Annotated in this window: 15 protein-coding genes and 1 pseudogene; 10 read left to right on the top strand and 6 right to left on the bottom strand. The window is 63.0% G+C overall.

Translation table 11 applies throughout. The features are described 5' to 3' along the window. Positions 1 to 59: 59 nt before the first annotated feature. Both AB5T46_RS12685 and AB5T46_RS12680 read right to left on the bottom strand, forming a co-directional pair. The gene (locus tag AB5T46_RS12685) at positions 60 to 1211 is read right to left on the bottom strand and encodes an epoxide hydrolase family protein (RefSeq protein WP_370564340.1); all 1152 of its coding nucleotides are present in this window, start codon (positions 1209 to 1211) and stop codon (positions 60 to 62) included. Positions 1212 to 1361: 150 nt separating this feature from the next. Then, entirely contained in the window at positions 1362 to 2387 is a 1026-nt protein-coding gene (locus AB5T46_RS12680) for a LysR family transcriptional regulator (RefSeq protein ID WP_370564339.1), read from the bottom strand. Between the two features lie 144 nt (positions 2388 to 2531). On the opposite strand from AB5T46_RS12680, the pseudogene AB5T46_RS12675 reads away from it, so the two are divergent. From AB5T46_RS12675 to AB5T46_RS12660, 4 genes and pseudogenes are all read left to right on the top strand, one after another. After that, positions 2532 to 2822, top strand: a pseudogene (locus tag AB5T46_RS12675) (SDR family NAD(P)-dependent oxidoreductase); the annotation flags it as partial. Positions 2823 to 2845: 23 nt separating this feature from the next. Beyond that, positions 2846 to 3010 (top strand): NAD(P)-binding domain-containing protein, encoded by a 165-nt coding sequence (locus tag AB5T46_RS12670; RefSeq protein ID WP_370564338.1) that lies wholly within the window; start codon positions 2846 to 2848, stop codon positions 3008 to 3010. Continuing rightward, positions 3007 to 3795, top strand: a complete 789-nt coding sequence (locus AB5T46_RS12665) for an enoyl-CoA hydratase/isomerase family protein (RefSeq protein ID WP_370564337.1) — start codon at positions 3007 to 3009, stop codon at positions 3793 to 3795. The genes AB5T46_RS12670 and AB5T46_RS12665 overlap by 4 nt, the downstream gene beginning before the upstream one ends. 206 nt (positions 3796 to 4001) lie before the next feature. Beyond that, positions 4002 to 4973, top strand: coding sequence for an alpha/beta fold hydrolase (locus AB5T46_RS12660; RefSeq protein ID WP_370564336.1), 972 nt, complete (start codon positions 4002 to 4004; stop codon positions 4971 to 4973). A 153-nt stretch (positions 4974 to 5126) separates the two neighbouring features. Here AB5T46_RS12660 and AB5T46_RS12655 read toward each other — a convergent pair whose 3' ends face one another. Then, complete coding sequence (locus tag AB5T46_RS12655; RefSeq protein WP_370564335.1) at positions 5127 to 5501, bottom strand: winged helix-turn-helix transcriptional regulator; 375 nt, start codon at positions 5499 to 5501, stop codon at positions 5127 to 5129. 114 nt (positions 5502 to 5615) lie between these two features. On the opposite strand from AB5T46_RS12655, the gene AB5T46_RS12650 reads away from it, so the two are divergent. The 3 genes from AB5T46_RS12650 (at position 5616) to AB5T46_RS12640 (ending at position 7332) form a co-directional block, all read left to right on the top strand. After that, positions 5616 to 6350, top strand: coding sequence for an SDR family NAD(P)-dependent oxidoreductase (locus AB5T46_RS12650; RefSeq protein ID WP_370564334.1), 735 nt, complete (start codon positions 5616 to 5618; stop codon positions 6348 to 6350). A 23-nt stretch (positions 6351 to 6373) separates the two neighbouring features. After that, positions 6374 to 6973, top strand: a complete 600-nt coding sequence (locus AB5T46_RS12645) for an NADPH-dependent F420 reductase (RefSeq protein WP_370564333.1) — start codon at positions 6374 to 6376, stop codon at positions 6971 to 6973. A gap of 104 nt (positions 6974 to 7077) precedes the next feature. Next, on the top strand, positions 7078 to 7332 hold the full coding sequence (locus AB5T46_RS12640) for a hypothetical protein (RefSeq protein ID WP_370564332.1): 255 nt from the start codon (positions 7078 to 7080) through the stop codon (positions 7330 to 7332). A 16-nt stretch (positions 7333 to 7348) separates the two neighbouring features. Here AB5T46_RS12640 and AB5T46_RS12635 read toward each other — a convergent pair whose 3' ends face one another. The 3 genes from AB5T46_RS12635 to AB5T46_RS12625 form a co-directional block, all read right to left on the bottom strand. Next, positions 7349 to 8005, bottom strand: coding sequence for a Pr6Pr family membrane protein (locus AB5T46_RS12635; protein WP_370564331.1), 657 nt, complete (start codon positions 8003 to 8005; stop codon positions 7349 to 7351). A gap of 376 nt (positions 8006 to 8381) precedes the next feature. Next, a complete protein-coding gene (locus AB5T46_RS12630) occupies positions 8382 to 8945 on the bottom strand; it encodes a hypothetical protein (RefSeq protein ID WP_370564330.1) in 564 nt (187 codons plus the stop codon). Then, on the bottom strand, positions 8942 to 9436 hold the full coding sequence (locus tag AB5T46_RS12625) for an RNA polymerase sigma factor (RefSeq protein WP_370564329.1): 495 nt from the start codon (positions 9434 to 9436) through the stop codon (positions 8942 to 8944). Before AB5T46_RS12625 ends, AB5T46_RS12630 begins: the two co-directional genes overlap by 4 nt. Positions 9437 to 9601: 165 nt before the next feature. Here AB5T46_RS12625 and AB5T46_RS12620 point away from each other — a divergent pair, with 165 nt between their 5' ends. From AB5T46_RS12620 to AB5T46_RS12610, 3 genes are read left to right on the top strand one after another with little or no spacing between them, the layout of a single operon-like run. Beyond that, on the top strand, positions 9602 to 11038 hold the full coding sequence (locus tag AB5T46_RS12620; protein WP_370564328.1) for an amidohydrolase family protein: 1437 nt from the start codon (positions 9602 to 9604) through the stop codon (positions 11036 to 11038). 2 nt (positions 11039 to 11040) lie between these two features. Beyond that, positions 11041 to 11592 carry a hypothetical protein gene (locus AB5T46_RS12615; RefSeq protein WP_370564327.1) on the top strand — a complete coding sequence of 184 codons (552 nt, stop codon included), beginning with the start codon at positions 11041 to 11043 and terminating at the stop codon, positions 11590 to 11592. A 47-nt stretch (positions 11593 to 11639) separates the two neighbouring features. Next, complete coding sequence (locus AB5T46_RS12610) at positions 11640 to 12188, top strand: GNAT family N-acetyltransferase (RefSeq protein WP_370564326.1); 549 nt, start codon at positions 11640 to 11642, stop codon at positions 12186 to 12188. Positions 12189 to 12192 lie beyond the last annotated feature (4 nt).

The raw sequence follows: 12192 nt of genomic DNA, 5'->3' as shown, positions 1-12192 counted from the left end.
TGGGCTAACAGGAGTCCGCAACGGACGGGTGCACGCCACCGTTTTCAGATAGCAGCCGCTCACCGCAACGGACGGAAGAACGCGCGGATTTCTTCCGCCAGGAGCTGCGGCTGTTCCATGGCAGCGAAGTGCCCGCCTTTGGGCATAGGCGTCCACCTTTTGACATCGAACACCCGCTCGACCCACGAGCGTGGAGGCGTAGGAAGCTCGGCAGGAAACAACGCCATGCCAAAGGCAGGTTCTACGCGTTCTCTTTCATTGAATTTGAGCGGCTCGCTGCGGTTCTCTTTGTAGATGCGCAAAGTGGATGCGACGTTGCCGCTAAACCAGTAAATCGATATGTCAGTGAGCAACTGGTCCAGAGTGAAAACACGCTCAACCTCCCCATTGCAGTCACTCCAGGTACGGAACTTCTCGGCAATCCAAGCGGCAAGGCCAACAGGTGAGTCCGAAAGTGCGTAGGCAAGCGTAAGCGGCTTGGTGCTTTGTTGGGCCGAGTAGGCCCCTTCGGTTGCGAACCAGCTTGCCGCTCTGGTGCGAAACGCCTCTTCTTCGGCCGTAATAGGGGGCGAGCCATCGCCTAGCGGCGGCAAAAAACCGCCAGGGATGTAGTTCAGATGTAGCCCTACCATCTGCTTTGGGTAAAGGCGGCCTAGCCACATCGACACGCCCGCACCTATGTCTCCGCCCTGGGCGCCGAATCTGTCATACCCCAACCCTGTCATAAGTTCTGACCACATTTCAGCAACACGCTTCGAACTGACACCCCGATGCTGTGGGGCTTGCGAGAAGCCAAAGCCGGGCAGCGAAGGCACCACGACATCGAACGCATCTGAGGCATCGCCGCCATGGGCTGCCGGATCACTCAGCAGCGGGATGATTTCCTGCATCTCTGCAAATGATCCGGGCCAGCCATGGGTCAGCACTAACGGCATGGGCGCGGGGCCCTTACCTTTCTCATGCACGAAGTGGACATCCAGCTCACCGACCCGGGCAATGAACTGTGGGAAGCTGTTGAGGCGATCTTCTTGGGCTCGCCAGTCAAAACCAAGCCGCCAGTGGCTAATCAAGCGTTCCATGAATGCCAAGCTGGCTCCATCGTCCCAGCTCTCGGCATCTAGACTGCGTGGCACGCGAGTGAGCTTGAGCCGAGCCAGCAAGTCGTTAAGTTGCTCTTCGGAAACGGCAATCTTGAAAGGTCGTATATTCATTGGATCGCTTTCACCTCGACGGCTCACGAGTTCGTGCGACGTGACAGGGCGCGCTTGCCGACGTGCTGCCGGCGCTGGAGCCGCTCCCGACGAGCCCCTGCCGTAAAACGGCGCTACCGCGAGCCCGCGCTCGCCGGATCGACTTGGCCGTCAGCGGTCGCTGGGATCATTCTTGTTGCCGCGTTGGGCAGCACCCGGTGCATCTCCGTCGCCGCCGCTTCCGCCGCCAACTGTTGGGAGCGCGGGGGTGCCGTCGCTGAGCACCCGCACGTAGTTCTCGTCGACTCTCAGGCGTTCGACCAGGAAGTCGACGAAAGCGCGCACTTTCGGCGACTGCACCTGTCCGCGCGGGAAGAGCGCATGGAGGTCGATGTCCAGGCCGCGCCAGCCGGCTAGCGCCCGCTGCACCAGGCCTTGCTCAACGTAGGCCCGCACCATCGCGTCGCTGGCCAGCATGATGCCCTCGCCGCCCAGCAGCACGGCGCGCAGCGCGCCCGGGTCGTTCGAGATCATCACCGGATCGACCGGGAAGTCGCGCGGCTTGCCGTTGCCGTCGCCCAGCGTCCAGGTGAAGGCGTTGACGTTGCGGTGGCTGGTCAGCGCCAGTGCGCGATGGTGGATCAAGTCGTCAGGATGCAGCGGCGCGCCGAAACGCTCGATGTAGCCCGGCGCCGCGTAGACCGCGGTGCGGAGCACGCTAAGCCTGCGCGCTGCCAAGTTTGAATCCGCCAGCGTGCCCACGCGCATCGCAACGTCGATCTCGCCGGCGATGATGTCGAGCTTGTCGTTACTCAGCAGCAGTTCCACGCGCACTTCCGGATGGCGCGCGTGGAATTCGCTGAGCAAAGGTGCGACCCAGATGTTGCCCATCGCGTGCGTTGCGGTAACGCGCAACCAGCCTCGTGGTCCGCTCTGCAATTGGCCTACCGCACTTTCCGCCTCGTCGATGTCGCGCGCAATGCGTTGGCAATGCGCGAAATAGATGTTGCCCGCCTCGGTCAGTCCGAGCTTGCGGGTTGTGCGATGCAGTAGCTGGGCGCCCAGTCGCTGTTCCAGCTCCTGCACCTTGCGGCTGACCGTGGTCTTGGGTAGATGCAGCGCCCGAGCGGCGGCAGTGAAGCTACCCAGCTCGACCACCTTGACGAACACCAAGGTGTCATTGAGATCGCGGCTCATGTGGCCTCCCGGCGATTTTACCGTTGGCGGGATAGTTATACCCGCAATTGCCGACTAATCATGTGCCGGCGGCGGGACTAGATTGGGAGCATCACTTACAAGGAGCATCAACATGCACGTTTTCGTCACTAGCGGGACGGGCCTGCCTACAGCGCGAGCAAGGCGGCAGTGCGCAACCTCGCGCGGACCTGGGCGGAGGATCTGAAGGGCACCGGCATCCGCGTAAACGTGCTGTCGCCCGGGGCGATAGCGACCGAACTCGCGACGGAAGCGTTGGGCGAGGAGGGCCTGAAGGCCTACGGCTCGATGACTGCGTTCCAGCGCATGGGCAATCCGGCGGAGCTCGGGGCGGCGGCTGCCTTTCTCGCGTCGTCGGACAGCAGCTTCATGACCGCCAGCGAGCTCGCCGTTGACGGCGGCCTGGCCCAACTCTGACGCGTCACCCAAGGAGGAACCATATGAGCTACGCAATTATCGGCTTCGGCCAGATCGGCCAGGCTCTTGCCAAGGCGTTTGCCCGCAAGAACATCGAGGTATCCGTTGCAACCACGCGCGACCCGGAAAGCTTTGCAGCCGATGCGGCCGCGATCGAGATAGTCAGCAAATTAGGAGATAAAACATGAGTTCGTTCCGCTTCGAGCAACACGGTGCGGTGGGCAAGCTGATCTTGCTCGGTGATGCAGACAGCGAGCCAGGGTCCGACTTTCCCTCGTCGCTGAGGGCTGCCGTTCGCCAAGCATATGCAAGCGACATCCGCGTCCTTCACTTGGTGTCCGCGTCCGGCAACTTTGCCGTGGCAGACGATCTGGGTACCATCGGGGACAAGGGCTCGAAATTCCTCGAAGCGTTTGCAGCGGACATCCTGGCTTCGGTCCGCCTGATCGAGGAACTGCCCATCCCGACGGTTGCCTCTCTGGCAGGGATGGCCCTGGGCGGTGGCTTCGAACTGCTCTTGGCGTTCGATTTCCTCGTCGTCGCGGAGTCGGCAATGCTCGTTCTCCCCGAAGTATCGGTCGGCGGCCTTCCCATGGCAGGCGGCGTGCAGCGGCTCGCCGATCGCGTCGGCAAAGCACGCGCCACGCGCTTCGTTCTGCTTTCTGAACCGATTTTCGGAAAGGTCGCGGTCGATCTGGGTATCGCAACCCATTCAGCGCCCGACGGCGAGTTGGAGCAAGTCTCCGACGAACTCGTGCAGCATCTCGCGACAGGGCCGACCCTCTCTTACGGCAAGGCGCGTACGCTCATCCGCACTTGGGCTACCGGTGGCGTCTCGGCTGCCGACATCATCTCCACCCAGCTCGGCGCTGGCATCCTCGACACCAAAGACGGCGCAGAGGGAATGGCCATTGCAGTCGCGGCTGTACGGAAACATGAGCCGATCCCAAAGATCCAGTTCTCGGGGAAGTGACTCGATCCGGTGCTGACATCAATTCTCGGAGTCAGGCAGCGGCTAGTCTGCGACCTGACTCGGAGACGGATGACAGAGAGTTCCAAGTAAAGCCGACACCATCTCGATCGCACGCGAACTATTATCGAACTGTGTACTTCACAAATCGATCTCAGCAGTCGCCACATCGTGTGCGTCAATTTCACAATTCAAATGGAGCATGAAAGATGACTTTCGTGGATCGGAATAGATCGCTGAAGCAGACCTTTGTAGAAACCAATGGCGTCAAGCTGAACGTTGTCGAGGAAGGCGAGGGCCCGGCTGTGCTGTTCGTCCACGGCTTTCCTGACGGATGGCGGGGCTGGCGCCGGCAGATGGCGGCAGTCGCGGCCGCGGGTTACCGCGCGATATCGTTCGATACGCGTGGCTATGGCGATAGCTCCAAGCCTGAAGACGCCGCGCTTTACACGGTTCTCTACCATGTCGGAGACCTTGTCGGCATCCTCGCGAAACTCGGAATCGAGCGCGCTACCCTGGTCGGCCACGACTTCGGTGCGACGGTGAGCTGGAACGCGGCGGTGATGCGTCCGGATCTGTTTGACGCGGTCTTCGGCCTCAGTGTCCCTCCGGTGCTACCGGGTGCGGGGCCCAGCATGCTCGAAATGCTGAAGGCCGCCGGCAAGGAGGGAGCCTTTTATATGTTCCGCCACATGAAGCCGGAGGCCGACCAGGAGTGGGCCGATGCGGCCACGACTTTCCCGGGCGCTCTCTATTGGATGTCGGGGTTGCCCGATGCTTCCGAAGCATGGGGTCCGATGGACCCAAGCAAAGATATGCACCGGCCATCCCCGATCGGAATCCCGCCCTTCGCTGACCGCGAGGACGCCGAGACGATGATCGCAGGCTTCCAGCGTGATGGCTTCCACGGCCCACTGAATATCTATCGCGGCATGCAGCCCTATTTCGACCAAGCAAAAGCATTTGCCGGGGCGAAGATCCAACAGCCAGCCTTCTTTGCGTATGGCACAGCAGACAGCATGATTAAGATGCGAGCTTTGAACGAGGAAGATCTCAAGCCGGCCGTGCCAAACCTCCAGGGGTTCCTACCACTTGAGGGCGTCGGGCACTGGCCGCAGCTCGAGGCGTCTGAGGCAGTGAATGAGGCGCTGGTCGCCTTTCTCAAGAAGAGGAAGGCTTGAGCCGTGACGGCGATTTTTCGTGGCGCGGGCCTCCGAGATGGCGTGAATAAGCATGGGCCAGAGCGCCCAAACCGCGCATCTTGACGGTCTGATCGGAAGCATTCGACCTGCCGCCCCCCACGAATGCGGAGGGTCGTCCGACTCAGCGGTTCTTCAGCATTCCGCTATGGGCAAAGCGTCGCGCTTGGCGAAGATGCTTGCCATTTCCGCCGCGTTCTCGGTTCCCCAGGTGCACAGCGGGACGATCGCGTCAGCCAGGCTGCGACCTAGCGGAGTCAGCGCGTAGTCCACGCGCGGCGGCACCTCCTTGTAGTCGGTCCGCGCCAGCACGTGATCGGCCTGCAGGTCTTTCAATGCCTGGATCAGCACCTTGTCGCTGACGCCCGGGATCAAGCGCTTGAGCTCGCCGTAGCGCTTCGGGCCGTCGCGCAGGAAAAACAGGACCAGCGGTTTCCACTTGCCCGAGATGATGCGGAGCGTGGCGTTGAGCCCGCAGCCGGTATCGCAGATTTCAGAGGGCGCCGTCATATTTTGATACTTACCAAAAAGTGCATACTTGTCTTAAGGTTATCAGAACCACATCCTTGTCCTCAAGCAAGCAGTTCCCTGCTTTCGCGCAACTCCAACCTAAGGATGCATGACATGAACAGACTGAATGGAAAGACCGCCGTGATCACCGGCGGCGCTACTGGAATTGGCCTCGCCGCTGCAAAGCGCTTCATCGAGGAGGGCGCCTTCGTCTTCATCTTCGGCCGCCGGCAGGAAGCGCTCGACGCCGCTGTGGCCGACCTCGGGCCCAATGCCCGCGCGGTGAAGGGCTCGGTCTCCGATCTGGCCGACCTCGACCGACTCTACGCGGCGGTGAAGGCAGAGCGCGGAACCCTCGACATCGTCTTCGCCAATGCCGGGGCGGGAGGCCCGCTTCCGCTCGGCAAGCTCACCGCCGAGCACATTGACGAAACCTTCGACACCAATGTGAAGGGTACGATCTTCACGGTCCAGAAGGCGCTGCCGCTGATGGGCCAAGGCGGTTCGATCATCCTGACCGGATCGAGCGCTGGCACCACGGGCGCCCCGGGAATGAGCGCCTACAGCGCGAGCAAGGCGGCAGTGCGCAACCTCGCGCGGACCTGGGCGGAGGACCTGAAGGGCACCGGCATCCGGGTAAACGTGCTGTCGCCCGGGGCGACGGCGACCGAACTCGCGAAGGAAGCGCTGGGCGAGGAGGGCCAGAAGGTCTTCGCCTCGATGACTCCGCTCCAGCGCATGGCCGATCCGGCGGAGATCGGAGCGGTGGCCGCCTTTCTCGCATCGCACGACAGCAGCTTCATGACCGCCAGCGAGGTCGCCGTCGACGGCGGCCTGGCGCAAATCTGACGCGCCACCCAAGGAGAATGCATATGAGCTACGCAATTATCGGCTTCGGCCAGATCGGTCACGCTCTTGCCAAGGCGTTTGCCCGCAAGGGCATCGAAGTATCCGTGGCAACCACGCGCGACCCGGAAAGCTTTGCAGCCGATGCGGCCGCGATCGGACCCGGGATCATTCCCACAACACTGGCGGAAGCCGTCAAGGCGGAGATCGTCTTTTTGGCTGTCCGTTTCGAATCGCACCCGGATGTCGCGAAGGCGCTCCCCACCTGGCAGGGGAAGATCATCGTCGATGTGACCAATACCTACGGCGTGTCCCCTGAGGAACTGGGAGGACAGTCTTCTTCCAAGGTCGTCGCGCAGGCCTTCACTGGTGGAAAACTGGTCAGGGGCTTCAACCATCTGGTCGCTGCCGTCCTTGAACAAGATCCGGCCGTACATGGTGGCAGGAGAGTGGTGTTCCTGGCGAGCGACGATGACGGCGCAGCAGTGGAAATTGGTGCGCTTGCGGAAAATCTCGGTTTCTCGCCGATCCAACTTGGCGGGCTTTTGGAAGGTGGACTGCTTGTGCAGACGCGCGGAAATAGCTGGGGTCAACTGATCTTTAAGGATTTGGTCAAGTTCGACTGATGGATGCCCACTAAATCTCAAAAGCACTACTTATCGATTTCCACGACGCGGGTGGTGGAAAATGGGCGACGCGGATCGAGATCGTCGATCAGAACGGCGGCAGGATGCACGCGGAAGCGACGCTGCCCCTCGACGGCACGCCTGGGCCGGTCACCGGCAACTACTGGGCCGACGTTTCCGCCATGAAGATGCCCGCCCCGAACGTGCTGGTGATGCAGCTGGTCGATCACGGCACTCCGGCATCCACGCGCATCTACTCGGTGACCGGGGATGGCGGGACGTTGACCGAAACCAAGGCCTTCTTCAACAAGGACGGCAACCCGATCCTGCAGACCACCACCTTCACTCGCGTGCCCTAGCGGCGAAGGTCGCCGGTTAGGGTATGGGACGAAAACGATTGCGGATTGCCGTGATGGCAACGACGAACGCACCGAGCGCAAGGAACGCCACCAGCAAGCCGAACCCGTCAATCAATACCTGGCGATATCCCAGACTCGCCACATCGATGAAGTGATAGGGATACGATCCCAGCACTGCGCCACGAATGAGCGCATAGATCAAGTAGCTCACGGGATAGAGACACCAGACGAGCGGCGCCAGGAAGCCGATCCTGGTCCGGGATGCATAGACCGCCCAGTACGCCAACGCCGAAATTGGAACCACGTAGTGGAGCACGTTATCCGCGAGCAACTGGAGGCCTTGCGGCGCCCAGACATGACGTAAAAGCAGATGGTAGGCAATGCCTACCAAGAGGATGGCCGTGGTTGCGCAGCCAAGCACCATAGGCTTCCCGAACCAGGATCCGGGCCCGCTGGAGCGGACGACGAGGGGCACCGTGGCACTCAGTGCAACGAACAAGTTGCTCAGGACGGTGAAATAGCCGAGAAAGGCCACGACTCCATCACCTGCGGTCTTGCCATTCGCCAGGGCCAGGTTGACTGACAACCACAACTGGAGCAGGACACCGGCCCAGGAAACGACTGCCAGTGCGGCCAATGCAGGTCTGTTGGCAACTTGGTTGTCCTGTGTCATGACCCACCAGATGATTACAGAGCCTATTATGCGAACCACCGGGGCCGACTGTGCGTCCATTCTGCGCTCCCCAGGGGAAAGCGCAATCCACCGGTTCGACACCACTTGGCGGAAAGGGAATGCCACTCACGAGGGCAGCTGCGAAAGTACGGTACGGGTCGTTGGCAACCTCTTCCCCGCCGTTCGCCTCCGGCCTATTCTGTTGAAAAACTCGCCCGTGCCGAGACCGATCGGAAAATCGTAGCGCGAGAGTTCGATTTCGACAGATTTCGGATGCAAACTTTGCTGAAACCGAACTAATTTGCGCCTGATTTTGGAAGTCCCGAGTTTTTCAACAGAATAGGCCAGAAGCGGACGATGACAAACGCCGTACGCTTCAGGCATCTGCCAACCGCCTCACGGCGCGGTACTCCCGAAGTCGCGACCGGCGCAACCTGCGGGCGAGCCAGAAGGTGCCAGCGGCCCACGCCATGGCAAAGCCCAGCAACGTCAGTGCGGCGGTTCGCCAGTTGGCGTCGCCGAACAGCCACATCCCCGTGTTTGCAACGACCGCGTACGCCACCAACACCCATGCCGCTGTACGCGCCAGCCACAGATCGCGCAGGCCGGCCCGGAGTTGCGACAATCGCAGCCGTGCATAGAGCCGGGTGTTCTCGGTCACGTCCTCGATGCGCCGCCCGGGCGCCCGCAGGATGACGGTCCATGCGGCCGGGAGGAACACCACGAAGAACGGCAGCAGCAGCCAGTGCGACGGCTCGATGCTGCGGGACATCAGCGACTGGCCGAACACCAGCACGGCCACCAGCGTCAGCGTGATCTCGACCATCCGTTGCAGGCGATGGCGCCACTGGTGTCGATGCACGCGACGGATCAGTTGCCCCGGTGCGGCCGGGCGGTGCTCGCCTTGCCATGCGTCTTTCAGGATGTCATCGAAGTTCATCGGGTCTTCTCCTCCCGGGACAGCGCCTTGAGCCGTTCGCGCGCGCGGTGCAAGCGCACGCCCACGTTCTCGGCGCTGATGCCCAACATGTCAGCGATTTCCTGGTAGTCGAACCCTTCCAGCTGCAGCATCAGCACCTGCCGCAGGTTGAGCGGCAGCGTCGCCAGGGCCTCGAACAGCCATTCCGTGCGCGCGCAGCCGCCGCTGCTGCCCGTCGCCTGGTCAGGCACGTCGTGCACGTTCTCGTCAAACGATACGGGAGCCGGCATCCGGGTTTCCGAACGTACGTGGCTGGCACCCAGGTTGTGGGCGATGCGCAGTACGAACGGCAGCAGCGCGTCCGGATCGCGAAGACGCGGCAGGCTCTGCCAGATGGCGAACAACACCTCTTGCAGCAGTTCTTCGCGCACGGCGTGGTTCAGCTCATAGCCGCACACCGCACGCCACAGATGCGGGTGGAAGGCTTCGACTTTTGGCCAGAGTGAATGCATGCAGTGGGGGAAAGATGGCGTCAGCCGCTGACGAAGGGGTGCCAGCAACCCTTAGTCGTCGCCGGGAGGTCATTTCTTACAGCCAGAAGAAAATAATTCTTTTCGTAAGAAATCTGCGAGCCCTGGCGACTAAGGAGACAAACCACTCGATAGGAAGTACCCACGATGCGACGCTCGGTCCTGGCAACACTGTTGCTCTCGTCCGCCCTGCTCCCCACGCCGGCGGACGCCCGGCCCGCCGAGGGCGCGCTGGCCCTCGACAATGTGCACATCGTCGAGGCCGAACACAATCGCGCTACGGCCCTCAAGTGCGTGCGCGTGGAAGGCAAGCGCCTGGCCCGCATCGCCGATGCCGGCAGCAAGGCCTGCGTGCGCGAGGCCAGCGTCGTGGACCTGCAGGGGCGTTACCTGATGCCCGGGTTGATCGACATGCACGCCCACCTGACCCTGGGACCGCTGGAAATGAAGCGCGAGCGCGGCCGGATGGTGATGCAGGCGCAGGCCGACGATGACATCGCCGAGCACAACGCCCGCCGGCTGGTGGCGTTCGGCGTGACCACGCTGCGCAACCCGGGCGGCGACCTTGCGGCCGCGGGGCGCTACGAGGCGCGGCTTGCGGGCGGCGAGTTGGTCGGCCCGGAAACCTTCAATGCCGGCCCGGTGATCAACAACGCCGACCTGCCCGGGCTGGCTACCGCGGTCGGCAACGCCGACGAAATGGAGCGCGTGGTGCGCGCGCAGGTCGAGGCCGGCGCCGACTGGATCAAGCTCTACACCGGCCTGTCGCCGGAGCTGCTCAAGGCCGGCATTGATGCGGCGCACCGCCATGACCGCCCCGCCGTGGCCCACCTCGAGAGCATCGCCTGGCCCGATGCGCTGGCGATGGGGCTGGACGGCATCGTCCACCTCATGCCTATCAGCCCGGACCTGCTGACCGCGGAAGAACGCGCGGCCTGGCAGGCCAAGGCACGTGGCGGCACCTACTCGTTCTTCGAGTGGTGGGAGCACTTCGACCCCGACGGCCCCGAGGCCGACCGGCTGGTGGCCGCATATCAGCAACACCGCCCGGTGTTCGACGCCACCTTGGTCGCCTTCCACGCAGCGTTCGTGCAGGACCGGGACAGCCCCTACAAGGACGACGCCCGCCGCTACGCCCATCCGCACCTGCTGGCCAACTGGAACGACTGGTTCACCTTCGCCATCGGCTGGGAAGCCGAGGACTTCGCCCGCGCCCGGGCCGTCTGGCCGAAGGTGCAGCGCATGGCAGCGCGGCTGTATGCCACCGATGCGCGCATGACGCTGGGCACCGACATGAGCAACCCGTGGATCGCGCCCGGCATCAGCCTGCATCGCGAGATGCAGCTGCTCGCCGAAGCCGGCGTGCCCACTGCGCGCCTGCTGCTCGCCGCCACCCGCAACGCCGCCGACGCGCTCGGCGCCGGCCGGCGCCTGGGCCGCATCGCCCCGGGTTTCGAGGCCGATCTGCTGGTGCTCGACGCCAACCCGCTGGCCGACATCCTGCACACCCGCGCCATCCACGCCGTCGTCCTCGACGGCCGGCTCCTCACCGCCGACGCACTCAACCAGCTCGAGGGAGAATGACCATGAAGCATCCGTTCAAGACGACCGCACTGCGCTGCCTCGCCGCCGGATTGGCCTTGGGCCTGTCCGCCACCGCCAGCGCCGGCCCGAAGGACTGGGAATCGCCCGAGACGGTCGTCAACGCGCTGTACGACGTGATCTCCGCCGACGCCGGCGCCAAGCGCGACTGGGACCGCTACCGCGCCCTGTTCCTCGACGGCGCACGCATGTCGGTGGCGATGGACTCCAAGGTGGCCAGCGGCATCATGGGCATGGACCCGGAAGAGCTGATCGCCCAGACCGAATCGGCCTACGCCGTCACCGGCTTCCACGAGATCCCGCTGGTGACCCGCGTCGAGCAGCACGGCCTGCTGGCCTCGGTGATGAGCAGCTTCGAGATCCGCCTGCGCCGCAGTGACGACAAGCCGCTGATGCGCGGCTTGAACCATTTCCAGCTGCTCAACGACGGCGAGCGCTGGTGGATCGTCTCCAATGTCGGCGTGATCGAGACGCCGACGTCGCCGTTGCCGAAGGCATGGCGGCCGGAACCCATGGGGTTTGGAGTAGCGAAATGAGCGTGCTGTTACCGGAAGATGGGCTGCGTCGCGTACCCTAGCGGCGTATGTCACAGATGGGACGAATCATATTCAGCACGAAGCGTTTGATCGGACGCCACCTTCTGACAAGCGACGTGCCGGCACTGCTCGACGTTTATGGTGACGCTGACGCAATGCGCTGGGTCGGCGACGGGCAGCCGCTGACCCAGGAGGACTGCAAGAGATGGGTCGAAGTGAGCGCAAGAAACTACCGCAGCCGCGGCTACGGAATGTCGGCAATCGTCGCACATGAAAGCAATGTGGTGGTCGGGTTCTGCGGATTGGTTCATCCGGACAACCAGCCCGAAGCGGAGCTCAAGTACGCCTTCGGTCGATCGAGTTGGGGTCGTGGATACGCCACGGAGGCGGCGCGGGCAATGTTGGCCTACGCCCACGGGCCTGTCGGGCTTTGCCGCGTTATTGCCACCGTCTATCCCGAAAACCTGCCTTCGCAGCGTGTTCTGCTGAAGGCGGGCCTGAAGCACACATCATCGTTGCCTACCGAAGATGGGAAGGTGGTCCTGTGCTTTTTGTCGGAAGCCGGAGAACGCAGTTGCGCACGCCTCCGGCGATGAGCAC

Origin of the sequence: Luteimonas salinilitoris (assembly GCF_041300785.1) — a bacterium.
Taxonomy (GTDB): Bacteria; Pseudomonadota; Gammaproteobacteria; order Xanthomonadales; family Xanthomonadaceae; genus Luteimonas; species Luteimonas salinilitoris.
This window is presented reverse-complemented; position numbering and strand designations above follow the sequence as displayed.